The organism is Staphylococcus pseudoxylosus (assembly GCF_003697915.1).
In the GTDB taxonomy this organism is placed as follows: domain Bacteria; phylum Bacillota; class Bacilli; order Staphylococcales; family Staphylococcaceae; genus Staphylococcus; species Staphylococcus pseudoxylosus.
Genome location: NZ_RCVN01000001.1, coordinates 370,040 through 394,041, shown reverse-complemented (window position 1 = coordinate 394,041; position 24,002 = coordinate 370,040). Strand labels below are relative to the sequence as shown.

Below are 24,002 nucleotides of genomic sequence, written 5' to 3'. Positions count from 1 at the left end.
TAATAATTAAGCGGGAGTAGTTCAACTCTCAGAACACATTCCTTCCCGGAATGAGGTATAGGTGTAAGTCCTATCTTCCGCTCCATAATTAAGCGGGGGTATTTCAACTTTCAGAATACGTTCCTTCCCGGAACGTGGTATAGGTGTAAGTCCTATCCTCCGCTCCATAATTTAATAATTAAGCGGGAGTAGTTCAACTCTCAGAACACATTCCTTCCCGGAATGAGGTATAGGTGTAAGTCCTATCTTCCGCTCCATTTATTCTTCCTTATGGGAAGTTTTTTTTTATATCTTTTTTTGTCTTAACGTGTATCCTTATTTTAAAATCCAATATTTGTAGCAATATCTATATAATATGGTAATATGTATAATCATAATAGTGTTTTGTACTATTGATTTAAATAACATACATTATTATAAATACTTTGTGGTAGGAGATTGTATATAATGATTAGAACAATGATGAATGGAAAAATTCATAGAGCGAGAGTTACGGAATCAAATTTAAACTATGTAGGTAGTATTACTATAGATAAAGATTTATTAGAAGCAGTTGATATATTACCTAATGAAAAGGTTGCTATTGTAAATAATAATAATGGGGCAAGGTTTGAAACATATGTGATTGAAGGTGAACGAGGTAGTGGTAAGATTTGTTTGAATGGTGCAGCCTCTAGATTAGTTGAAGTAGATGATGTGGTCATCATTATGACTTATGTTCAGCTGAAGGAAGAGGAGCTTTCTACACATACTCCAAAAGTTGCTGTTTTGAATGAATATAATCAAATTATACAAATGATTCATGAAGTTGAGAGTGAAGTCATAACTGATTAACATTAAGATTTTATTTTAACCTTTTTATTGATGTAAATAATTATATATAAGAAATGCATTTTTTATGTATTTTAAGTTTCACTTGATTTTTAGGATTTATATAAGTAATTATACTTAAAGCTTTAAAGTTGAATAGTGACAAAAATTACCATTTACAATTTTATAAATGGTACCTAAACCTAGCAATTACAGCTTTATTTAATAAATCTATTGACGACAAATGTAGTTAGTAATATAATATATTTATGCCATTTAAAAGTTGTATATTATTTACAGATATAAATGCAGAATAATAAATAGTCTCGAATGAGCTATTGAGCCGGCGTGGCGGAATTGGCAGACGCGCGGGACTCAAAATCCCGTTCCTTTTTGGAGTGTCGGTTCGATCCCGACCGCCGGTACTAATAAAATAACTAGCACATTAGAAACATCATTTGATGATGTTTCTTTTTTTTACTTTCTTTAAGATCATATACAAGAAATTTTACTCATTTATTTTAAATTTAATCATATGCCTTTTCTTTCATTTATATAGAAATTTCTAGTTTAAATCTATTAATTTAAAGCGCTTTTAAAATTAATTATTACTATGCTTAAGTTAATATTGTAGTTTAATACGATGTGTAATATTATTAGTCTAATGTTATATTTGGAGGACATAATTTGATGGTTAAGTATAAAAGTTCAGAATCAAATGGAAAACAATTTTTTAGTAATATTTTACAAGCTGTTGGTGCAGGAGTAGTAATTGCTTTATTGCCTAATGCATTATTAGGAGAGTTATTAAAGTTTTTTAAAGATGGTAATCAATTACTAGAATCAATATATCAACTTGTAGTATTAATTCAGTCATTTATGGCATTTATCATTGGGGTTTTGGCAGCACATCAATTTAAGTTTAATGGTGCGGGTGCTGCAATGGTTGGTGTCTCTGCTATGTTAGGTAGTGGCGCCGTGAAAATTACAGCTGGTGGATTTGTGTTAAATGGTATCGGTGATATTATAAACACTATTCTCGTCGTTATTGTTGCATGTTTTTTATATTTATTATTACGCGATAAACTAGGTTCATTAGAAATGATTATTTTACCAGTGTTAATACCTGTAATAAGTGGCGTTATTGGATTATATACGTTAAGTTACGTATCAAACGTTACTAAAGGTTTAGGTCATGTTGTTAGTTCGTTTACAGAACTTAATCCAATGTTAATGTCGATATTTATTTGTATTACTTATTCATTATTAATGGTAACGCCAATATCTGTTGTAGCTATTGCAACTGCCATAGGTTTATCAGGATTAGGAAGTGGTGCTGCAAATATGGGTATAGTTGCTGCGTGTGTAACATTTTTATTTGGTTCAATTAGAGTTAATAGCGCTGGCGTGAATTTAGTTCTAATAATCGGTGCTGCAAAAATGATGATACCGGTTTATTTTAAACATTTAATTATTGCAGTTCCATTAACTATAAACGGTATAATTGGTGGCTTGATTGCTTATTTCATAGGTATACATGGTACACCAATGTCTGCAGGATTTGGATATACAGGCCTTGTTGGACCAATAAACGCATTTAATCGTATGGATGGAGATCCGACGACCAACATTATTCTACTTGTTTTTGGTTACTTTATTATACCTTTTGTATCAGCGTTTTTTGTACATGAATTATGTAAAAAATTCATTGGTAAATATTCTGATGACATTTACAGATTCGAAATCCCGAGACAATAGGTGTATCAAACGTTATAAACTAAAACAAATAATTTAAATTTTGCATATACTTTATACCTATACCAAAATAAAGGAAAGTATATGTTATATCACTCTTTGAGGTGCTTAATAGTGCGGTTTAAGAAATCATTACTAAAATTTTGATTTCTAGCCGCTTTTTTTATACACATTTTTTGCATAATAATTTATTTTCATTAAAGGAAGTGCGATATAACAATAATTTTAAAATTCACTATTGAATAATATTACGTTATTGTGTATAATAATTGATATTATAGAGAGGGGATACGAAAATGAAACACATATTAAAAAGCTTTATGGCATTTATAATTATTTTTAGTGCCATAATAAGTTATATAAACCCTACAACTCATGCACAAGCGCAAGATGATCAATGGGAAAAAATAAAAGAGCGTGGTGAGTTAAGAGTCGGTTTGTCCGCGGATTATGCACCTTATGAATTCGAACATAATGTTAATGGCAAAACTGAATACGCGGGAATAGATATTGAATTAGCTAAAAAAGTAGCAAAGGACAATGATTTAAAATTAAAAATTGTAAATATGCAATTTGATAGTTTACTGGGAGCTATTAAAACTGGAAAAGTAGATTTAATTATTTCTGGTATGACACCTACACCAGAACGTAAAAAGGAAGTAGACTTTTCTGATCCTTATATGACGGTTCAACAAAAAATGATTATAAAAAAATCTGATGCTGATAACTTAAAAACTATTGATGATTTTGCTAATAAAAAAATAGGTGTTCAAAAGCAGACGCAACAGGAAAAAATTGCCCAGTCAGATATTGAAAATGCTCAAATTCAATCACTGACTAGAGTTCCAGAAGTAATCATGTCATTAAAGAGCGGTAAAGTAAGTGGCATGGTCATTGAAGGCCCAGTAGCAGAAGCCTATTTAAAACAGAATAAAGATTTAACTTTTGCTGATGGCGTAAAATTTAATGAAGGAACTAAAAGTACAGCAATTGCTGCACCCAAAAATGCCCCTAAATTAATGGAAAAATTAAATTCTAGTATTAAAGAGGTTAAGGATAAAAACTTAATTGCAGATTATAAAGATTCAGCTGCAGAAGCAATGAAAAAAGATGATGGTAATTTCTTTAGCAAGTATGGTAACTTTTTCTTAAAAGGTATTCAAAACACTATTTTAATTTCAATTGTGGGTGTATTATTAGGAACTGTTTTTGGAGCTATTATTGCATTAATAAAACTCAGTAAGATAAAAGTACTTAGATGGATAGCTTCAGCTTATATTGAATTTCTAAGAGGTACGCCATTGTTAGTACAAGTATTTTTAGTTTATTTTGGTACCACAGCGATGCTTGGTTTAGATATTTCAGCTTTAATTTGCGGTATGATTGCGCTTGTAATTAACTGTTCTGCATATATTGCCGAAATAATTAGAGCAGGAATTAACGCAGTAGATAAAGGACAAACGGAAGCTGCACGTAGTTTAGGGCTTACTTACGGCCAAACTATGAAAACAGTTATATTACCTCAAGCAATTAAAAAGATATTACCAGCGTTAGGTAACGAATTTGTAACTGTAATTAAAGAATCATCAATCGTTTCTGTAATAGGTGTAAGTGAAATCATGTTTAACGCCCAAGTAGTTCAAGGTGCTTCTTTTGATCCATTCACACCATTGTTAGTGGCAGCAGTATTATACTTTATACTTACATTCACACTATCTAGAGTGATGTATTTCTTTGAAGGGAGAATGAAAGTTAGTGATTAATATTAAAAATTTATATAAAACTTTTGGTAAAAATGAAGTTTTAAAAGGTATTGATATGACAGTGAATCAGGGAGAAGTTGTAGCTATCATTGGACCTTCAGGTAGTGGGAAAAGTACATTGTTGCGCTGTATGAATTTATTAGAAACACCTACAAGTGGTGAGGTTATATTTAAAGATCATAGCTTAACAAGTAAAAATACAGAGTTAGAAAAATTACGTCAACAAATGGGGATGGTATTTCAAAACTTCAACTTATTCCCACATAAAAAAGTAATAGATAATATCATTTTAGCCCCAAGTTTATTAAAAAAAGACAAGCAAAATAATTTAAAGGATCAAGCTCAGGAATTACTAGATAAAGTAGGATTAAGTGATAAAGCTGATGCATATCCTTCACAATTGTCAGGTGGACAAAAACAGAGGGTTGCTATTGCTAGAGCATTAGCGATGAATCCAGAAGTTTTACTTTTTGACGAACCTACTTCAGCGTTAGACCCAGAAGTGGTTGGTGATGTTTTGAAAGTTATGAAAGATCTTGCAAAAGAGGGTATGACAATGGTCGTTGTAACTCACGAAATGAATTTTGCTAGAGATGTGAGTGATAAAGTAGTATTTATGGCAGATGGTGTTATCGTTGAATCAGGTACTCCGGAAGAAATATTTGAACAGCAACAACATGAAAGAACTAAAAACTTCTTAAGTAGAGTATTATAAAATTTTGTTAAAGCCAGGTAGATTAAGTAATTATGACAATACAATTACTTATTTGCTTGGTTTTTATTTTTGATGATAAAAATTGAATTTGCGCATACTCTTAATACGAAATAATGTGTTAAACTGTAGGATGTATGTTTTTAATGTGGGGTGTAAGAATAAATGGATTTAAATCAATTAAAACAAGATGTCATTGACTATGCACATACGATAGGTATTGATAGTATCGGTTTTACCACTGCTGATCCATTTGATGAAATGAAACAAAAATTAGTTGACTATCATGCTAAAGGTTATGCATCAGGTTTTGAAGAATCAGATATAGCGTTGAGGACTGAACCGAAATTAACATTACCAACAGCAAGGTCCATTATAGCGATTGCAGTAGGTTATCCCAATAAATTAAAGGGAGCACCTAAAAGTACTAGAGGAGATAGAAGAGGTATGTTTGCGCGTGCTTCATGGGGACAAGATTATCACTCAATTATGAGAAAACGCTTGGATAAATTAGCCGACTACTTGAGAGATAGAGTAGATGGTGTTGAAATCCAGTCAATGGTAGATACCGGAGCATTGTCAGATAGAGCTGTGGCAGAGCGTGCTGGTTTAGGCTATGTTGGTAGAAATGGCTTTGTAATCAACCCTGAACTAGGAACTTGGACATATTTAGGAGAAATGCTTGTAAGTGTGCCTTTTCCACCAGATGACCCATTACTGGATAGTTGTGGAGATTGTACCATTTGTGTTGACCGTTGTCCGACTGGTGCACTTGTTGGAGATGGTCAGTTAAATAGTCAAAAATGTATTAGCTTTTTAACTCAAACAAAAGGATATTTAGCGGATGAATATCGTTATAAAATAGGTAATAGGTTATACGGATGTGATACTTGTCAGCAAGTGTGTCCAAGAAATAAAGGTATTAACACCCAGCATGAAGATATTGTCTTAGAACCTGAAATTTTAAAACCAAGATTAGTACCATTACTAAAAATGAGTAATAAAGAATTTAAACATACGTATGGTCATTTAGCAGGTGCTTGGAGAGGCAAAAAGCCAATCCAGCGTAATGCGATAGTAGCATTAGCACATTTTAAAGAAGAGAGTGCTATTCCAGACTTGCAAGATGTTGCATTAAATGATCCTCGTCCAATGATTAGAGGTACTGCGTATTGGGCAATTGGACAAATACAGGGCGAAGATGCTAGAGGTTTTATTGAACAACAATACCAAAATGAACTAGAAGAAGTTCAACAAGAAATGTTAAAAGGATTAGAAACGAGGAGAGAACAATAGCATGACAAACCATATCGTATTATTTCAACCGCAAATACCAGGCAACACCGGTAGTATTGCAAGAACTTGTGCAGGAACATATACTAATTTACATTTAATTAAACCATTAGGATTTAGTACAGATGATAAAATGTTAAAACGTGCAGGACTAGATTATTGGGAAACTGTAAACATCATGTATCATGAAAGTATAGAAGAATTTTTCGAAGCCACTGAAGGAACATATTATTTGTTAACAAAATTTGGAGAAAAAACATATTCAGACTTTGATTTTACAAATACTGAGCATGACCACTTTTTCATATTTGGTCGAGAAACAACAGGCTTACCCGACTGGGTAAAAGAGAAATATGCAGATACTGCACTTCGTATACCGATGAATGATAATATTAGATCTCTCAACCTTTCAAACACTGCTTCTTTACTAATTTATGAAGCTTTGAGACAACAGAATTTTCCTGAATTACATTAATACTTACCTAAATGAATGAAAATATACTAAAAGCTTTGTATAATGATAATAAGTCTTATAATGGCTATTTGGACGAATCATCATTTAGTTTAATAAAGTACTGGTTTATAGAAACATTATGTAGGGTATTAATAAAAATAATGCTAGAACCGTCTTAATAGAAAAAGAGGAGTGTAATTACTATGGCAATGAACTTTAAAGTTTTAGAAAACGAAAAAGTTGTAGCTGAATATGCTGCAGATATTTTAAGAAAACAATTTAACAATAATCCAACAACTATCGCAGGTGTACATCTTGCTAGTGACAATGCTCCTGTATTGGATGAATTAAAGAAAAATGTAGATAAAAACGCAGTAGATTTCAGTCAAATCAATATATTAGATTATGATGATAAAAAATCTTATTTTGAAGCGCTAGGAGTCCCAGAAGGTCAAATATATAATGTATCATTTAGTGAAGATACTGAGTCATTTATTAAAGATAAGATTAAAACTAAAGAAAACAAAGGTAAATTAGTGACACAAGTACTTTCTATTGATACAAAAGGTAATTTAGACGTAAGTATTAAACAAGGCCTTTTCTCAGCACGTGAAGTAATTTTAATCATTACTGGTAGTGAGAAAAAAGAAGTTGTTCATAAACTTTATGAAGAAAATGGTAAAACAAGTTTTGAACCTTCAGATTTAAAAGCTCACCGCATGGTTAATGTAATTTTAGATGAAGCGGCTGCCGAAGGTTTACCTGAAGATGTTAGACATTATTTCACAGCACGTTTTGCATAATCAAATGTGAGGTGATTCAAATGACAAAAAATAAGAATTCAAATGAACAACCAAAAGAATCTTTAGTGCCGGAGAATGAAATGGTCGATGATTTCGATGATGTTGTTGAATTAGGTAAAGAGATGGAACAAATTTCAGAAGAAAATGATGAAGATAAATTAGATAAATCACATGATGCTGAAGTACGTTCTGATCTTAAAGATTAATATATAGCTACCCGAGACATAATTAGTGTTTCGGGTTTTTGTATGTCACATAGTATTTTACAATTAAAAAGTGTATCACATGTTTTAGCTAATAATAGTAATCGTACGATAACATGTGTATTTATAGATGAAGGAATAGAATGCAGATGGTGCGTTCTATATTGTTATTGACTTATTGCAAATTAGATTATAGTGCGAGTTACAAAAAGCAATGCCATGTTAAAAGTTAATATGGTATGATTAAATCATTATTGATTTAAGGAGATTTATATATGTTAAGTAAGCAATGGAAATATATCATGATAGTTGCAGTAATTGTTAACTTAGTATCAATTAAAGGTTTCCCAATGGCAATTGGTGCTATTTATTTACCAGTATTATTTAAAATTATTAAATTGCAGATAAATCTGTCACGTGGTCTTGTAGATCAGGTTAATGCTTCAACATTTGTAAAAGGTAATCAAACCGGTATTATTATCAGCGTTTTATGTTGTATGATCGTAACGGTTTTATTGTTTAAGCCGTTAGGAGAGTTTTATAGTAATTTAGATGGCTTTTTAGGTTTTCTAATAACGATAAGTCCAGTAACGATGGTAATCGGTGCAATACTGTTAATTTTAACTGCTATTGGTATTATTCAAGCTGCTAAAGAACAGTTTAAAAACGTAAATATTACAAAATAACTATAATGACTCATCATTTTTAAGTAGAAAATCTCGGAAATATTCGAGGTTTTCTTTTTATATAAGAAGAAACAGTTTATTGAAGAGATAGAAGAAAGAGTCGATAAAAATTATGTTTTTGAGAAAAATGAATTTATTATGAAAACGCTATATAATACGATTGCCCGTTTAAAATGATTAATGCTATACTTAAAACGAACTAAGATTAATGAAGGGGAGATTTATAAATGTCAGTTAGAATTGAACATGATACATTCGGTGAAATAGAAGTACCATCAGACAAATACTGGGGTGCACAAACAGAAAGAAGTAAACGTAACTTCCCTGTTGGTAAAGAACGTATGCCAATTGAAGTCGTTTATGGATTTGCTCAATTAAAAAGAGGTGCCGCTTTAGCTAACCATGAATTAGGAAAATTATCGGATGCTAAGAAAGATGCAATTGTTTATGCATGTGACCGTGTATTAAATAAAGAATTAGATGATCATTTTCCTTTAGTAGTTTGGCAAACAGGTAGTGGTACGCAAAGTAATATGAATGTTAATGAAGTTGTCAGCTTTGTGGCAAATACTTATTTAAAAGAGCAAGGTAGCGATGAGTCTATTCATCCTAATGATGATGTCAATAAATCACAAAGTTCTAATGATACGTTCCCTACAGCAATGCACGTTGCATTATATAACGAAGTAGAAACGAAACTAGAGCCTGCTTTAAAAGCTTTAAGAGACACATTTAAACAAAAAGAAGAACAATATAACGATATTATTAAAATAGGGCGTACTCATTTACAAGATGCTACCCCAATCCGTTTAGGACAAGAAATTAGTGGTTGGCGTTATATGTTAGATAAATGTGAAACATTATTAGCTGAATCAAAAGCACATATTTTAAATCTAGCAATAGGTGGAACTGCCGTTGGTACAGGTATTAATGCTCACCCTGAATTTGGTGATAAAGTTGCTAAATTCATCGCAGAAAATACAGGTTATCCATTTGTATCTTCTGAAAATAAATTCCATGCTTTAACTGCACATGATGAGGTAGTACAATTACATGGTTCTTTAAAAGCACTTGCGACAGACTTAATGAAAATTGCTAACGATGTTAGATGGTTAGCATCAGGCCCACGCGCAGGATTGGCAGAAATCTCAATACCTGAAAATGAACCAGGTTCATCCATTATGCCAGGTAAAGTTAACCCTACACAATGTGAAATGTTAACAATGGTTGCTGTCCAAGTTATGGGGAATGATACAGCAGTAGGAATAGGTAGTTCACAAGGTAATTTTGAATTAAATGTATATAAACCTGTTATCTTACTAAATACATTACAATCTATTTATTTATTAGCAGATGGTATGAATACATTTAATAGTAACTGTGCTATTGGCATAGAGCCCATTCCTGAAAACATCGATAATTACTTAAATCAATCGCTTATGTTAGTTACTGCTTTAAACCCACACATCGGTTATGAGAAAGCAGCAAGTATTGCTAAAAAAGCGCACAAAGAAGGCTTAACTTTAAAAGAATCTGCAATTCAATCAGGCTATGTAACAGAAGAACAGTTTGAGCAATGGATTAAACCAGAAGATATGGTTGAACCGAAGTAAATATACCGTAAAAAAGTAATTGTTGTTATCAATTAAATAAAGTCTTGTAATACATCACAAGGTATAACTTCTAAAAATAAACCCACTGCCATTTTAACTGGCAGTGGGTTTTCTTTTTATGATATTAAGAATTTTGAATTAATACCTATATATAACCTATAAGAAAATAGGTGGTGAAATAATGGTTATCACTTTAAAGTATGAATATAACTTTGAGTAAATAGTATAACTTTACTACCTAATTAGATTTCATCATCTAGACTGACAGAAATTTGTGCTTGTGTCAGTGGATGGATGAATTCAATTTTGTAACTATTTAATTGAAGTTGTCTCAATGTAGAGTTTCCATATAATGGGTCACCTATAACCGGATGTCCAATTTCAGCTAAATGAACACGAATTTGGTGAGTACGGCCTGTATCTAACTTCAATTCTAATTCACAGACATCTTCTTTTAGCATTTTTGAGTCAAGAATATGCGTGATTGCTGATTGACCTGTTCGTGATACCCTTCGTTTGTTAGAATGGAATTTATCTTTACCAATCGGCATATCAATAGTTTGGGGTTTGATTGGTAATAAACTATGAACATTAGCTTTATAGATACGATCAATTTCATTTTCTTCTAACATACGATCTAATATTTTCTTCATCAATGGATTTTTCGCTACAATTAATAAACCAACCGTTTCTTGGTCTAGGCGGTGAATTGGTTCAACATAGTCACTTTTAACTGTATAAATAACGTGATTCATTAATGTATTGCTTTCTTTTAAATCATTTGGATGTGTTTTAACACCTTTTGGCTTCATGACTATAGCGATATCATCATCTTCATAGTAAACTTGTGCAAAACGATAACTAGGTAAATAGTTACTTACTTCATCTGGAGTAGGAATAAAGACTTTATCACCTGTGTTAACGCTTGTCATTAATGAAGCAGTTGCGTCGTTAATTGTAATTGCTTTAGACATGTTTAAATTATGCAAATCTTTTTTTGGTAAATGCAATTGTTGGAAAATTTCTCTTAACGTTAAATTATTGTATTTAATAGGGATTTCAAATTTCATAGTATCCTCCTTGATAATCAACTATTATCATACCACAAACATAGATTTAAAAATATTAGATAAATACTTTCAGTAGATTAAAAATTACATTTGTAATTACAACATACATTTAAACAATAAATCAGGATTTTTAAATTATTCTCTGAGAAGGTATAATAAATATAAAGTTGTAAAGAAATGGACTGGTTAAATGGAAAAACCAACGAGACTTGCATTGTTAAAAGAAATTGCTGAATTTTTAAATGAAGAGACAGAAACATATACTATGATTCAAGGTGCATTGGAATATTTAATCGAAGGTACTGCATTTACTACGGGTTGGATATTTTTTATAGATGATGCAGGACAACATGAATTAGTTGCACATTATGACTTACCTGGTGCATTAGCAAAGCAAAATTGTAAATATATGTGTGAAGGTACCTGCTGGTGTGTGCAAGCTTATCAAAATAAAAAACTGACAAAAGCATCAAATATTATAAATTGTTCGCGTATTAATCTTGCAAATCGAGCATTTCAAGAGGAAACAGAAGGCATTACACATCATGCCACGGTGCCACTGCGTTCGGGAGATGAATTGTTTGGTCTTTTAAATGTAGCAACGCCATACAAGACAAGTTATAGTGAAGAAGATTTAGAATTATTAGAGTCTGTTGCTTTTCAGATAGGGTCTGCAATAAAACGCATCATATTGACGGATCAAGAGAAAGAAGCAGCACGTATAAGTGAAAGGAATCGCCTTGCACGTGATTTACATGATTCAGTAAATCAATTGCTTTTTTCTGTAAAATTAACCGCGCATGCTGCACAGGGTATTTCTAATGAAGAAGTATCACGTAAAGCTTTTAATATAATTGAAGAAACGAGTCAACAAGCAGTAAATGAGATGCGTGCATTAATTTGGCAACTAAAACCAGTTGGATTAGAACGAGGTTTAGTTAAGGCTATTCAAAATTATAGCGACGTATTACAATTAAATTTATCAGTTAGTGTAGAAGGTTTAATTAGTTTGCCAAGCATTATTGAAGAAAATATCTATAGAATTATCCAGGAAGGCATGAATAATACTAAAAAGCATGCTCAAGATACAGAAACTACATTAAAATTAGCACAAAATCAAAATTATTTTTATGTAGAAATTAAAGATTACGGTATAGGTTTTAATATGCGACAATCAAACTATAATAATTCTCATGGCATTAATAATATGAAACAACGAGCAAAAGCGATTAATGCCAATATAGAGATAACATCTGAAGAAAATAAAGGAACTCAAATTTATATAAAAGTGCCGTTATAATATAATGGAAGGAAGATTAAAATGAATCGAATCGTGCTTGTTGATGATCATCACATTGTAAGGCAAGGATTAGAATTTTTATTGTCTACAGTAGATGATTTAGAAGTCATTGGGGGATTTTCAGATGGTAAATCATTTTTAGCATCCTTAACAACTCATGATTTACCAGATATTGTATTACTAGACTTAGTCATGCCAGAGATGAACGGTATTGAAATTACAAAGATATTAAAAGATAATTACGCACAAATAAAAATATTGGTCTTAACGAGTTATGTTGATGATGAACACGTGATATCTGCCATTGATCAAGGGGCTGATGGGTATGAAATGAAAGATGTTGAACCAGAGCAATTAATTAAAACAATAAAAAAAGTGTTGAATGGAGAAAAAAAAATTCATCCACAGGCTCAAAGTGTTATAGAAGCTGTTAGTAAAAAACCACATTTTACGAATAAATTATCTAAACGTGAGGCAGAGGTTTTAGCTGAAATGGCTAAAGGCAAGACTAATAAAGAAATTGCAGAATCATTGTTTGTATCTGAAAAAACGATTAAAACGCACGTAAGTCACATATTTAATAAATTGCAAGTAACGGATCGTACACAAGCAGCGATTTATGCGATGCAAAACAACTTAATATAAAATTTGAATTTTATTTAAATATATACTACAAGTTAGCAATTTTCTCAGTATTTTGAAAAATTACTGTAAAATATATAAAAATACTATATAATAAAGTTAATACTCAAAAGGGGGATGTTGCTATGAAAACAAAAAATCTTTCATTAAAGATTGTCATAGCATTAATACTAGGTATTGCAATTGGTTCTATTTTTAATATTTTTGCGGGCTCGGCTTTTGTTGAGAACGTTGATAAATACCTATTTAATGTTATAGGACAAATTTTCTTGAATTTAATCTTTATGCTTGTAGTACCTGTAGTATTTGTATCCATTGTTTTAGGCGTAGTCGGTGTAGGGGATCCAAAATTATTGGGAGGAATTGGACTAAAGACAATTACTTTCTTTCTAACTACGACTGCAATTGCAATTACAATCGGACTTACTTTGGCAATGTTGTTACAACCTGGTGCAGGTAAATCTGAGCTTTTAAATAGTGACGATGTATCGAGTTATCAACAAACACTAAATAAAGAAAACAGTGCACAAGATTCAGCTGCAAAACAAACATTTGATCAAACACTTATTAATTTGTTTCCTAAAAACCCATTGCAAGCAATGACGGAAGAAAATATGTTGCAAATCATTACATTTGCGATATTTATTGGCGTCGGTATTATTATGGTAGGTTCCAAAGCACAGATGGTACATAAAATTTTAGAACAAACCAATGAAGTGTTAATGTACATCGTTACCATGATTATGAATGTATTCGCACCAATAGGAACTTTTGGCCTAGTGGCGCATGCTTTTACAGGGGCAGGATTTGGGGCAATTCAGCAACTTGGAATGTATTTCTTTATTGTATTGTTAGCATTGGTAATCCATTTCTTTGTAGTTTATGGTTCCGCAGTTAAGCTTCTTGGCAGAACGAGTCCATTAAAGTTCTATAAGGAATTTATTCCTGCGATTACATTAGGGTTTAGTGCTTCAAGCTCAACTGCCACTTTACCTGTTTCTTTAGAATGTACAAAGAAAATGGGAGTTAGACGTGAAATTGCTTCATTTGTACAACCATTAGGCGCAACAATTAATATGGACGGTACAGCAATCATGCAAGGTGTTGCTACTATATTTATTGCACAAATTTCAGGTGTTACGCTATCTTTTGCCCAAATTATAACGGTAGTCGTAATCGCCGTAGTAGCTTCGATTGGTACAGCTGGTGTTCCTGGTGTAGGTTTAATTATGTTAGCCATGGTGTTAAACGCGGTAGGCCTAGATCCAGCTGCAATCGGGATAATCTTAGGTATAGATAGATTACTGGATATGACAAGAACTTCAGTGAATATAACTGGTGATGCAGCTTGTGCATTAATTATTTCTAGAGCTGAAGAGAGAAAATTAGCCGCAAAGAATGAATGAATTTAAATAGTTTAGAATGATAATTTAAGAGGACGAAACATTATTATAATGTTCTGTCCTCTTTTTTTAATTCAAATCAATAGTTGTAAAAGAGAATATGTTATTGGTTAATTGTTTTTATAAATTATTCTATAAAAACAGACTATATGTTTTAAGTTGTCGTTAAAAATATTTTTGTTATCAAAAATAAGACTTTAGGACTACCTAAAAAATATTGCCATAACATTACCTTTGTGCAACAATTGTAAACATAGTATTAAGAAAGGGTAAAGGTAATGTTAAATATATTGAAAGGCTTTAAAAAGCGATTAAAACATTTAGATATTGGTATCATTATTAGTTTTATAATTCTAAGCGTCATCGGTGTCATAATGGTATACAGCGCAAGTATGGTTCCGGCTTCTAAAGGGAGTTTAACAAATGGAACACCTATAGAAGCTAATTATTTCATGAAAAGACAATTTATCTTTTTCATTTTAAGCGTTTGTATAATCTTATTTATTAGCATGTACTTTAATATTAAGATGCTAAGAAATACCAGTACTCAAAAATTTCTAATAGTTGGGACATTCGCATTATTAATCCTGACATTACTGATTGGTAAAGATGTAAATGGTTCTAGAAACTGGATTAATCTTGGATTGTTTAGTTTACAATCATCAGAGTTTTTAAAATTAGTTGCTATTTTTTATCTTTCATTTATTTTAGATAAAAAATTAACAAACAATCGAGATTATAAGTTGAAGAATATTGTTCCACCATTAGGCATATTAGGTGTGGGATTAGTTTTAGTACTAATGCAGGGAGATCTTGGAGGCACATTATTAACAGTTGCAATTATTGTGGCTATCTTAATGTATTCGGATATCAAAAATAAAATAAAAATCCAAATTTTAACAATTACTTCAATTCCTGTAGTACTATACATCATTTATACTTTAGTTTTTGATTCGAAAAATCTATACAGAATGAAGCGAATTAAAGTAGTATTGGATCCATTTAAATATGAAAATGGTGACGGATATCAACTGACAAATGCCTTAGTTTCAATAAGTAACGGTGGAGTGTTCGGTCGTGGTCTAGGTAATGGTATCTTGAAATTAGGTTATTTACCAGAACCACATACAGACTTTATATTTACTGTTATTTCAGAAGAATTAGGACTTATAGGTGTATTACTTATACTACTCATGTATGGTTTTATCATTTTAAAAGGATTTATTTACGCAAACAAAACGCGAAACCACTTTTATAAATTAATTTGCGTAGGTGTAGTGAGCTATTTATTTATGCAAGTATTTGTAAATATAGGCGGTGTATCTGGCTTGATACCATTAACTGGTGTAACACTCCCATTGTTAAGCTATGGTGGGTCATCCATGTTAAGTATCAGCATAGCATTGGGTATTTTATTGGCAGTTATCCGAGAAATTAAAAAAGAGACAAAAGTATATGAATAATACATGGAAAAATCAATTGAATAACAAGTGGAAAGGAAGAAGTAATTTGAAATTATCGAAAAGAGGCAAAATTGTAGCGATTATTTTACTGTTAATACTTATCATAATCGGATTTTTTGCATATAAGTTATTTCATTTGAACCAAGCAATACATGATTCAGACGGAACAGATGAAGCAACGAAAGCAACACAAGAAAAAATAAAAAACAATAAACCAATTTCTATCGCAATATTTGGGGTGGATTCAGATGTGAAACGCGCTGAGGAAAACATGGGACAACGTACAGATACATTATTAATTGCATCAATAAATCCCGAAAAGAATAAAACAAAACTCATTTCTATACCTCGTGATATGAATAGTAATATCCCTGATGTCGCTGGTAATCAAAAGATTGCACATGCTTATGCATATGGTGGTCCAAAGACAGCAATGGACACACTTAGACAAAATTTAGATGTACCGGTAGATGCTTATGTTACTTTAGACATGGACGGTTTCAAAAAGATGATTGATATTTTTGATGGTGTGACTGTAACAAGCAATGCTACATTTAGTTATAATGGTTCTAGTTTTGAAGAGGGACAAAAAGTAAAATTAGATGGTGATAAAGCGTTAAATTATGTGCGTAGTCGTAAAGAAGAAGGCGCAGGTGGTGACGAAGGTCGTACTGAAAGACAACGTCAAGTAATTGATGCACTATCTAAAAAAGCAAATGAATCTTCCAATTTATTTAAGTTAAAAAAAATACTTAAAGTTAGTGAAGAAAATGTTAAAACTGACCTGAACGTTGGAGATTTAAAATCTTTATATTCAAATTATAAGGATGCTACAGAATCTATTGATAAAGAAACTATTGATGGTGAAAACTTAATAGAATCTGATGGAGTTTGGTATTTTGAACCAAATGAAGAAGATAAAAATGTTAAAATAAATGAATATAAGAATAATTTAAAATAGAATATAGGGTTTGAATGTTGAGAGGTGTAAAGCAATGACAATTATTATATTGCTTATAATAGGACTCGTTTCCTCTATTATAGGTTCTTTGATCGGTGTTGGCGGGGGTATTATTATTGTACCAACACTCGTTTTTATAGGTGCAAATTTTGATTTATTAAGTGGTATTACAACGCAAACTGCAATTGGTATTTCATCTGTAACGCTGGTTTTTACAGGTTTATTTTCAATAATTGCTTACCGAGGTAAAGGTAAAGATACAATTGATTTCAGAAATGGTATTTTATTTTCTATTGGTATTATTCCGGGATCGCTATTAGGTGCTTACCTGAGTCAATTTCTGAATGATATATACTTTAATATTATATTTGGTATATTTTTATTTTTAATTTCAATTTTACTCTTTGTAAAAGACTACCTGGCATCTAAAAAGGATAGTACTACAGAAAAAAATGTGAATTTAACAGTAGGAATTATTTTTGCATTTTTTGTAGGTATCAGTGCTGGGTTGTTTGGAATTGGTGGCGGTGTGTTAATGACACCGTTAATGATTATTGTCTTTAACTTTACGCCACATGTAGCTGTAGCAACAAGTATGATTATTATTTTTACTTCAAGTTTAGCCAGTTCAGTAGGTCATGTGATTCAAGGACATGTTATTTGGGGTTATGGATTGATATTAATCATTGCCAGTTATGTAGGAACAAAATGTGGTGTGAAAATTAATAGATCGATTAATTCTGCAAAGTTATCAAACTTACTTAAATTCGTTTTGATTTGTTTAAGTATTTATTTGATTATCAAAGGATTTATTGAATTATAAATTTAAAAGTATGAGCAAAAAACGTGGCTAATTAATTAATCATTGTCGCTTGCTTATGACACAGTTGGCTAGAATTGAAAAAGTATTGTTTAAGCGCTTTTTGAATTCTAGCCAGCTTTTAACAATTTAATAAAAAAGAAAAAGATTGGTAAGTGCATTTTTAATATACTTGAAAACTTGCAATCATCTTTACAGAAAACAAGGCTAAGACATGTTAATGTTTTAGCCTTGTTTTTTTAATAGTAAACATTAGTAAAATAATTAATATATATTATCTCTTTGCGCTAAATTTTTAAACTATTGAATTTCATTATAAAGTTCTATAAAGTGCTTGCCTTTTTCACGATTTATAGAATTAAAAACCCATGGCTCGCCGTCTAAATCCATAATAACTATCCTATAACCGGTTAATGTTAAACCCATTTTTATGTTTTTAATATCTGAAAATAGTAATTCATCTTTAAAATTTGGTAGTTTTGCACCATCACTAGTTTTAAAATAGATGCGATCGCTGAGCAAAATTAAATCTCCAACAATTGATTGTGAAAGTGAATATTTCAATGTAGCTTGAATAGCACATACCGGATTATTCATATCTATATTCATAACTTATTCCTCCAAGGTTTAATACTGCGTTAAAATAATGAGAGTTTGACATAAGATCTAACCATTTATTTAATATTACCACTAATGTTGCGTGCTATAAAATAGTTACACAACTAATAACCCACTTTATTTCATCATGAATGATATAAAGTGGGTATAGTATAAATATAAATTTGATGAAAGAGATTTTACATAAAATCGGCAAAATGGTCTCTATAACGCATGTGCAATATAGAACCAACAATAAATAAAATAACTACTAGTACAAGGTTATACAGCGTTAAGTGCCAGTGTTCAATAAAATACCATTCATGGTGAAGCACAGAGGCTCTATAGCCCTCTGCTAGAAAATAGATTGGATTTAATTTCATCACTGTCATTACAATTTCATTTTTAGGCGTATACAAAATAGAAGAGACAAAAAATATGATTCTCATCAACGATTGAACTACCATCTGCGTATCACGAATGAGTACACCTAATGTTGAAGTTAGTAGTGAAATAACTATAGTAAGTATAAGGGCATAGGGCACATAAATTAATAACTGTAATGAGTATATGGAAGGGTAATAACCTCCAAAGAAACATAATATTAATACAATCATAAGTAAACCAAGATGACCATAAAATCTACTAAAAACAATGTAACTTGGTATGATAGATAAGGGAAACTTCATTTTAGATACTTGATTATACTTTGAAGAGATTGATTTCGTACCTTCTAATACACCTTGGTTAACGAAAAACCACATGCTAATTCCGACAATTAACCAATAAATAAATGGAATACCATCATGTGTTGTATTATTTCGTAGGCCTAAACCAAAGACAAACCAGTAAACTGCAATTTGCATGGCTGGGTTTATAATCTCCCAAGCAACCCCTAAATAATTATTGTGATTTGAAATACGTAGTTGAAAATCTGCTAGTCTTTTAATTAAATATAAATTTTTCAATTGCTCTTTTAAAACAAAACATATTGCATTCATTTGAATATATCACTCTTTCATGCTGACTTTTAAAAACTGATAAATAGGATTATACATTATTTTTAAAAATATAAGCAAATATAAATATAATGCCAATAATAATTAACTTTAAAGTATGTCTATAAATAGCGCTTGGGTTCATTATCATTAAATACTTTATTTAAGTTAAAACGAACCTCACCATTTAACGGGAGGTTCGTTAAAAGACCATAAAGCATGGTTATATTTTCAAGGGGATGTTACCTTTAAAATCTACGAATTGATAAGCTAATTTAACATCGTTATCTGTAGGTGGTTGAACATCGTTTAAAGGGTAGCTCAAGTTCATTGCTTCCCATTTGTGAACACCAAGTTGATGGTAGGGTAATAGTTCAAATCTTTCCACATTAACTAATGTATTTATAAATGTGCCTAATTGTATTAAATCTTTCTTGGTATCAGTATATCCGGGAACTAGCACGTGCCTAATCCACACAGGCTGTTTAAGATCTGATAACTTTTTAGCAATTTTTAATATTTGTGTGTTAGGTTTTTCAGTTAATGCTATATGTTTCTCGTTATCAATATGCTTAATATCTAATAGTATTAAGTCTGTATATTTTAATAATTCATCGAAATGACGTTGAAACGCAACTGTGTCATTTGCACAACCTGCAGAAGTATCGATGCAGGTGTGAATTCCGTTTTCCTTTAATGCTTTAAACAAAGCTGTGATAAAAGGCATTTGTAGTAATGGTTCACCACCACTTATAGTTACGCCACCTCCAGATGCTTCGAAATAAGGTTTGAAAGCTGTGATTTCATCAATCATTTCCTCAACGGTTACTTCCCTAGAAAATGAATTGACTTTCCATGTATCTGGATTATGACAATATAAACATCTTAATAAACAGCCTTGCATAAATAGTATATATCTAATACCTGGACCGTCGACAGTGCCCATACTTTCGACAGAGTGCAAGTGTCCTTTAAGCATTTTGATCCCACCTTTATTTACATTCTTTCATGGAACGTACGAGAAATAACATCTAATTGTTGTTCTCGTGTTAATTTGATGAAATTAACAGCATAGCCAGAAACACGTATAGTTAGTTGTGGATACGCTTCAGGGTGTTCCATTGCATCTAACAATGTGTCCCGATTAAAAACGTTTATATTTAAATGGTGGCCGTGTTGCATAGCGTATCCATCAAGCATACTTGTCAAATTTCTATTTTGTTCTTCTGGTAATTTTCCTAATGACTTAGGAACGATACTGAATGTGTTTGAAATACCGTCCTTACAACAATCATAAGGAATTTTTGCAACAGAGCTTAGCGATGATAATGCACCTTTTTGATCTCGTCCATGCATTGGATTGGCACCAGGAGCAAATGGTTCACCAGCTTTTCGTCCATCAGGTGTATTACCGGTCTTTTTACCGTAAACGACATTTGATGTGATTGTAAGAACACTCATCGTATGTTCAGAGTTACGATATGTTTTATGACTTCTTAATTTAGTCATAAAACGTTCTACTAAATCTACGGCAATATCATCTACACGAGTATCATTGTTCCCATATTTAGGGAAATCTCCATTTATTTCAAAATCAATTACTAAACCATTTTCATCACGTATTGGTGTAACTTGAGCATATTTAATTGCTGACAATGAATCCGCAGCAACTGATAATCCTGCAATACCTGTTGCCATCGTACGTATAATATTAGTATCATGTAACGCCATCTCGATACGTTCGTAACTGTATTTATCATGCATATAATGAATAATATTTAAAGCATTGATGTAAACGCCTGCTAACCAATCCATCGTCTTATCAAATTTTTCAAACACTTCATCGTAATTTAATACTTGTGAATTGATAGCTTCATATGATGGTCCGACTTGCATACCAGATTTTTCATCTTTACCACCATTAATTGCGTATAATAAAGTTTTAGCTAAGTTTGCACGAGCACCAAAGAATTGCATTTGTTTACCAATTTTCATTGCAGATACACAACACGCAATACCATAGTCGTCACCGTATGATTCACGCATTAAATCATCATTTTCATACTGTATTGAACTTGTTTTTATACTCATTTTTGCACAGTAGTTTTTAAAGTGGGATGGCAATTGTACCGACCAAAGTACAGTTAAATTTGGTTCTGGTGCAGGTCCTAAGTTGTCTAATGATTGCAAGAAGCGGAATGAGTTTTTAGTTACAAGTGGTTTACCATTAATTCCTATACCACCAATTGATTCAGTCACCCAAGTAGGGTCGCCAGAGAATAATTCATTATAATCTGGTGTACGTGCGAATTTCACAATACGTAATTTCATAATAAAATGGTCAATTATTTCTTGAACTTCACGTTCTGTTATCGTACTATTTTTTAAATCTCGTTCAGCATAAATATCTAAAAATGTAGACGTGCGTCCTAAACTCATAGCAGCACCATTTTGTTCTTTAATAGCAGCTAAATATGCTAAATAAAGCCATTGTACAGCTTCTTTAAAAGTATTGGCGGGGCGACCAAGGTCAAAACCGTATGTTTTACCTAATATTTTCAATTCTTTAAGTGAGCGATATTGTTCTGATAATTCTTCGCGCAAGCGAATAACATCTTCTGACATTTCAGTAGACATAGTGTTAAAGTCATGCATTTTTTCTGCCATCAAAAAGTCAATGCCATACAGTGCAACACGGCGATAGTCACCAATGATTCTCCCACGACCATAAGCGTCAGGAAGACCTGTTATAATACCAGCTTTTCTACAATTAAGCATTTCCTTAGAGTAGGCATCAAACACGCCTTGATTATGTGTTTTACGATAATCTGTAAATATTTTTTCAGTTTCTGAATCTAACTCATAACCATATGCTTCGCAGGCAGCTTTAGCCATACGAATACCTCCAAATGGTTGCATAGATCGTTTAAATGGTTTCTCAGTTTGGACACCGACAATAGTCTCTAAATCTTGGTTTAAATAACCAGCTTCATGTGAAGTGATTGTAGAAGGCACTTTTGTATCCATATCCCACATGCCACCACGATCACGTTCTTCTTTGGATAAAGCCATCACTTGATCCCATAGCTTCGTTGTTGCCTCAGTCGGCCCTTCTAAAAATTGATCATCACCTTCATATAGTGAGTAGTTTAGTTGGATAAATTCACGAACATCAACATGGCGATTCCAACGTCCACTTTTGAATCCTTGCCAAGCAGTTTCATGTAATTTTTCTTTTTCTAATATTTTTTCTCCTCCATTCATTTTGTTAATAATTTCACAAATATTGTAACATTGTCATTGTTAAATTTTTCACAATATTTGTGAAAGTTTTTAATACAAACTGTGAACGATTTGAGAAACTGTAAGAAGTTATATGACAGTTTTATAACATTGTGTATCTGTTATACAACAGATGAGGACTGCAGTATTATTAATGAGTAAAGGAAAGGCATGGATGAAGGTGCGTATAAAAGTGAATATAAAAAATAAGAAACACAAAAATAGCCACTTTTATACGAAGTAATTAGTGAATAAAAGTGGCTTAATAAATCGTGCATATATAATAGAAGGTTTTAGAAATTAAATTGTGCATAAATGTATATTAATCATTATGATAACAGTAATTAGTACACTTTTTATACACAATATTAATTAAAAACGATTGTTTTATTGCCATCATTCACGATGACTTTATGTTGAACATGATATTCAACTGCTTGAGCTAAAACAGAAGATTCAACATGACGTCCAATTTTACGTAAATCTTGTACGTTATAACGATGATTAATACGTGTGACATCTTGGTCTATAATTGGTCCTTCATCTAAATCAGAAGTTACGTAATGACTTGTTGCACCGACTAATTTAACGCCGCGTTCCCAAGCTTGTTTGTATGGGTTCGCTCCAATGAATGAAGGTAAGAAAGAATGGTGGATATTAATAATTTGATTTGGATAATGACTTACAAAATTATCTGTAAGTATTTGCATATACTTAGCTAAAACGATTAATTCTACTTCGTGTTTTGCGCAAATATCTAATATGTTTTGTTCAACAACTGCTTTATCATTATTACTTGGTACATAGTAAAAAGGGATATTAAAAGATTCAGCAAAATGTCTATTGTTTTCATGATTACTGACAACACAAGTGATTTCAGCAGGAATTTCTTTACGTTGAACTCTTAATAATACTTCATTAAAAGCATGGTCTTCTTTTGATACAAATAATGCGATTTTTGTTTTATCACTTGTATCAAAAATATCAAAATTAATATCATTTTGACTTAAAGTGTTTTCTAGAGCCTCTTTCAATTGTGTTACTTTTTCAAACTCAAATCTTAAAAATAATTTCCCTTCGGTATCTTGTGCATGATCGTACTCAGTAAAGTGATCAAGATGTAAAATATTAGAGCCGTATTCTGCAATAATATTTGTAATTAATGACGTTATACCGACTTTGTCATTGCATGTTGCGAGTAATATGTATTTATCTTCCATTTAAGCACCTCAAAATTTAAAAAGTACTTAAAATTATAGGGAATATTCTGAACAATGTAAATAAATAAAATGTTTTTCAACAAAAATAGAACAATTTATACTTTTAACTATACTATTATAGTAGAAATAGGCTATAATAATAAATAGTGTTTTT

Annotated in this window: 22 protein-coding genes and 1 tRNA gene; 17 read left to right on the top strand and 6 right to left on the bottom strand. The window is 31.6% G+C overall.

Going from position 1 to position 24,002, the window contains the following annotated elements; all coding sequences use genetic code 11:
- Positions 1 to 447: 447 nt before the first annotated feature.
- The 11 genes from panD to fumC all read left to right on the top strand — a co-directional run bounded on the left by panD (position 448) and on the right by fumC (position 10,092).
- The gene (panD, locus tag D9V42_RS02025) at positions 448 to 834 is read left to right on the top strand and encodes an aspartate 1-decarboxylase (protein ID WP_107530999.1); all 387 of its coding nucleotides are present in this window, start codon (positions 448 to 450) and stop codon (positions 832 to 834) included.
- 318 nt (positions 835 to 1,152) lie between these two features.
- Positions 1,153 to 1,235 (top strand) — tRNA-Leu (locus D9V42_RS02020).
- Between the two features lie 265 nt (positions 1,236 to 1,500).
- Positions 1,501 to 2,568 carry a PTS sugar transporter subunit IIC gene (locus D9V42_RS02015; protein ID WP_122062791.1) on the top strand — a complete coding sequence of 356 codons (1,068 nt, stop codon included), beginning with the start codon at positions 1,501 to 1,503 and terminating at the stop codon, positions 2,566 to 2,568.
- A 293-nt stretch (positions 2,569 to 2,861) separates the two neighbouring features.
- Positions 2,862 to 4,328, top strand: a complete 1,467-nt coding sequence (locus tag D9V42_RS02010) for an ABC transporter substrate-binding protein/permease (protein WP_107555891.1) — start codon at positions 2,862 to 2,864, stop codon at positions 4,326 to 4,328.
- On the top strand, positions 4,321 to 5,043 hold the full coding sequence (locus D9V42_RS02005) for an amino acid ABC transporter ATP-binding protein (RefSeq protein WP_107555892.1): 723 nt from the start codon (positions 4,321 to 4,323) through the stop codon (positions 5,041 to 5,043). The genes D9V42_RS02010 and D9V42_RS02005 overlap by 8 nt, the downstream gene beginning before the upstream one ends.
- A 162-nt stretch (positions 5,044 to 5,205) precedes the next feature.
- The gene (gene queG, locus D9V42_RS02000; protein WP_107555893.1) at positions 5,206 to 6,336 is read left to right on the top strand and encodes a tRNA epoxyqueuosine(34) reductase QueG; all 1,131 of its coding nucleotides are present in this window, start codon (positions 5,206 to 5,208) and stop codon (positions 6,334 to 6,336) included.
- Position 6,337: 1 nt separating this feature from the next.
- Positions 6,338 to 6,808, top strand: a complete 471-nt coding sequence (trmL, locus tag D9V42_RS01995; protein ID WP_029376880.1) for a tRNA (uridine(34)/cytosine(34)/5-carboxymethylaminomethyluridine(34)-2'-O)-methyltransferase TrmL — start codon at positions 6,338 to 6,340, stop codon at positions 6,806 to 6,808.
- 182 nt (positions 6,809 to 6,990) lie between these two features.
- Positions 6,991 to 7,590, top strand: coding sequence for a 6-phosphogluconolactonase (locus tag D9V42_RS01990; RefSeq protein ID WP_107531005.1), 600 nt, complete (start codon positions 6,991 to 6,993; stop codon positions 7,588 to 7,590).
- A 20-nt stretch (positions 7,591 to 7,610) separates the two neighbouring features.
- Positions 7,611 to 7,796 carry an SAS053 family DNA gyrase inhibitor gene (locus D9V42_RS01985; RefSeq protein WP_122062789.1) on the top strand — a complete coding sequence of 62 codons (186 nt, stop codon included), beginning with the start codon at positions 7,611 to 7,613 and terminating at the stop codon, positions 7,794 to 7,796.
- A 272-nt stretch (positions 7,797 to 8,068) separates the two neighbouring features.
- Positions 8,069 to 8,479, top strand: coding sequence for a hypothetical protein (locus D9V42_RS01980; protein ID WP_017723185.1), 411 nt, complete (start codon positions 8,069 to 8,071; stop codon positions 8,477 to 8,479).
- A 227-nt stretch (positions 8,480 to 8,706) separates the two neighbouring features.
- Entirely contained in the window at positions 8,707 to 10,092 is a 1,386-nt protein-coding gene (fumC, locus tag D9V42_RS01975; protein ID WP_107531007.1) for a class II fumarate hydratase, read from the top strand.
- A gap of 242 nt (positions 10,093 to 10,334) precedes the next feature.
- On the opposite strand, the gene D9V42_RS01970 is transcribed toward fumC, so the two are convergent.
- The gene (locus D9V42_RS01970; protein WP_122062787.1) at positions 10,335 to 11,162 is read right to left on the bottom strand and encodes an RluA family pseudouridine synthase; all 828 of its coding nucleotides are present in this window, start codon (positions 11,160 to 11,162) and stop codon (positions 10,335 to 10,337) included.
- Positions 11,163 to 11,352: 190 nt separating this feature from the next.
- On the opposite strand from D9V42_RS01970, the gene D9V42_RS01965 reads away from it, so the two are divergent.
- The 6 genes from D9V42_RS01965 (at position 11,353) to D9V42_RS01940 (ending at position 17,754) form a co-directional block, all read left to right on the top strand.
- Complete coding sequence (locus tag D9V42_RS01965; protein WP_122062785.1) at positions 11,353 to 12,462, top strand: GAF domain-containing sensor histidine kinase; 1,110 nt, start codon at positions 11,353 to 11,355, stop codon at positions 12,460 to 12,462.
- A gap of 21 nt (positions 12,463 to 12,483) precedes the next feature.
- Positions 12,484 to 13,107 carry a response regulator gene (locus D9V42_RS01960; protein ID WP_122062783.1) on the top strand — a complete coding sequence of 208 codons (624 nt, stop codon included), beginning with the start codon at positions 12,484 to 12,486 and terminating at the stop codon, positions 13,105 to 13,107.
- 122 nt (positions 13,108 to 13,229) lie between these two features.
- Positions 13,230 to 14,510 carry a dicarboxylate/amino acid:cation symporter gene (locus D9V42_RS01955; RefSeq protein WP_122062781.1) on the top strand — a complete coding sequence of 427 codons (1,281 nt, stop codon included), beginning with the start codon at positions 13,230 to 13,232 and terminating at the stop codon, positions 14,508 to 14,510.
- 275 nt (positions 14,511 to 14,785) lie between these two features.
- On the top strand, positions 14,786 to 15,970 hold the full coding sequence (locus tag D9V42_RS01950) for an FtsW/RodA/SpoVE family cell cycle protein (protein WP_122062779.1): 1,185 nt from the start codon (positions 14,786 to 14,788) through the stop codon (positions 15,968 to 15,970).
- Positions 15,963 to 16,931, top strand: a complete 969-nt coding sequence (locus D9V42_RS01945) for an LCP family protein (protein ID WP_233665410.1) — start codon at positions 15,963 to 15,965, stop codon at positions 16,929 to 16,931. Before D9V42_RS01950 ends, D9V42_RS01945 begins: the two co-directional genes overlap by 8 nt.
- Positions 16,932 to 16,965: 34 nt before the next feature.
- Entirely contained in the window at positions 16,966 to 17,754 is a 789-nt protein-coding gene (locus D9V42_RS01940) for a sulfite exporter TauE/SafE family protein (RefSeq protein WP_107555903.1), read from the top strand.
- 297 nt (positions 17,755 to 18,051) lie between these two features.
- Here D9V42_RS01940 and D9V42_RS01935 read toward each other — a convergent pair whose 3' ends face one another.
- The 5 genes from D9V42_RS01935 to purU form a co-directional block, all read right to left on the bottom strand.
- Positions 18,052 to 18,360, bottom strand: a complete 309-nt coding sequence (locus D9V42_RS01935; protein WP_122062777.1) for a hypothetical protein — start codon at positions 18,358 to 18,360, stop codon at positions 18,052 to 18,054.
- Between the two features lie 188 nt (positions 18,361 to 18,548).
- Positions 18,549 to 19,349, bottom strand: a complete 801-nt coding sequence (locus D9V42_RS01930) for an ABC transporter permease (RefSeq protein ID WP_122062776.1) — start codon at positions 19,347 to 19,349, stop codon at positions 18,549 to 18,551.
- A 220-nt stretch (positions 19,350 to 19,569) separates the two neighbouring features.
- On the bottom strand, positions 19,570 to 20,325 hold the full coding sequence (pflA, locus tag D9V42_RS01925) for a pyruvate formate-lyase-activating protein (protein ID WP_122062774.1): 756 nt from the start codon (positions 20,323 to 20,325) through the stop codon (positions 19,570 to 19,572).
- Positions 20,326 to 20,342: 17 nt separating this feature from the next.
- The gene (gene pflB / locus D9V42_RS01920; RefSeq protein ID WP_122062814.1) at positions 20,343 to 22,592 is read right to left on the bottom strand and encodes a formate C-acetyltransferase; all 2,250 of its coding nucleotides are present in this window, start codon (positions 22,590 to 22,592) and stop codon (positions 20,343 to 20,345) included.
- A gap of 404 nt (positions 22,593 to 22,996) precedes the next feature.
- A complete protein-coding gene (gene purU / locus D9V42_RS01915) occupies positions 22,997 to 23,848 on the bottom strand; it encodes a formyltetrahydrofolate deformylase (RefSeq protein WP_107555461.1) in 852 nt (283 codons plus the stop codon).
- Between the last annotated feature and the right edge of the window lie 154 nt (positions 23,849 to 24,002).

Excerpts from the sequence above, each read along its gene's own strand:
- purU (WP_107555461.1), bottom strand. The coding sequence starts at position 23,848 with ATGGAAGATAAATACATATTACTCGCAACATGCAATGACAAAGTCGGT.
- D9V42_RS01955 (WP_122062781.1), top strand. The coding sequence starts at position 13,230 with ATGAAAACAAAAAATCTTTCATTAAAGATTGTCATAGCATTAATACTA.
- D9V42_RS01985 (WP_122062789.1), top strand. The coding sequence starts at position 7,611 with ATGACAAAAAATAAGAATTCAAATGAACAACCAAAAGAATCTTTAGTG.
- fumC (WP_107531007.1), top strand. The coding sequence starts at position 8,707 with ATGTCAGTTAGAATTGAACATGATACATTCGGTGAAATAGAAGTACCA.
- D9V42_RS01950 (WP_122062779.1), top strand. The coding sequence starts at position 14,786 with ATGTTAAATATATTGAAAGGCTTTAAAAAGCGATTAAAACATTTAGAT.
- D9V42_RS01970 (WP_122062787.1), bottom strand. The coding sequence starts at position 11,162 with ATGAAATTTGAAATCCCTATTAAATACAATAATTTAACGTTAAGAGAA.
- D9V42_RS01940 (WP_107555903.1), top strand. The coding sequence starts at position 16,966 with ATGACAATTATTATATTGCTTATAATAGGACTCGTTTCCTCTATTATA.
- D9V42_RS01930 (WP_122062776.1), bottom strand. The coding sequence starts at position 19,349 with ATGAATGCAATATGTTTTGTTTTAAAAGAGCAATTGAAAAATTTATAT.
- D9V42_RS02015 (WP_122062791.1), top strand. The coding sequence starts at position 1,501 with ATGGTTAAGTATAAAAGTTCAGAATCAAATGGAAAACAATTTTTTAGT.
- D9V42_RS01965 (WP_122062785.1), top strand. The coding sequence starts at position 11,353 with ATGGAAAAACCAACGAGACTTGCATTGTTAAAAGAAATTGCTGAATTT.
- queG (WP_107555893.1), top strand. The coding sequence starts at position 5,206 with ATGGATTTAAATCAATTAAAACAAGATGTCATTGACTATGCACATACG.
- trmL (WP_029376880.1), top strand. The coding sequence starts at position 6,338 with ATGACAAACCATATCGTATTATTTCAACCGCAAATACCAGGCAACACC.
- D9V42_RS01935 (WP_122062777.1), bottom strand. The coding sequence starts at position 18,360 with ATGAATATAGATATGAATAATCCGGTATGTGCTATTCAAGCTACATTG.
- D9V42_RS01960 (WP_122062783.1), top strand. The coding sequence starts at position 12,484 with ATGAATCGAATCGTGCTTGTTGATGATCATCACATTGTAAGGCAAGGA.
- pflA (WP_122062774.1), bottom strand. The coding sequence starts at position 20,325 with ATGCTTAAAGGACACTTGCACTCTGTCGAAAGTATGGGCACTGTCGAC.
- panD (WP_107530999.1), top strand. The coding sequence starts at position 448 with ATGATTAGAACAATGATGAATGGAAAAATTCATAGAGCGAGAGTTACG.
- D9V42_RS01990 (WP_107531005.1), top strand. The coding sequence starts at position 6,991 with ATGGCAATGAACTTTAAAGTTTTAGAAAACGAAAAAGTTGTAGCTGAA.
- D9V42_RS02010 (WP_107555891.1), top strand. The coding sequence starts at position 2,862 with ATGAAACACATATTAAAAAGCTTTATGGCATTTATAATTATTTTTAGT.
- D9V42_RS01980 (WP_017723185.1), top strand. The coding sequence starts at position 8,069 with ATGTTAAGTAAGCAATGGAAATATATCATGATAGTTGCAGTAATTGTT.
- D9V42_RS01945 (WP_233665410.1), top strand. The coding sequence starts at position 15,963 with ATGAATAATACATGGAAAAATCAATTGAATAACAAGTGGAAAGGAAGA.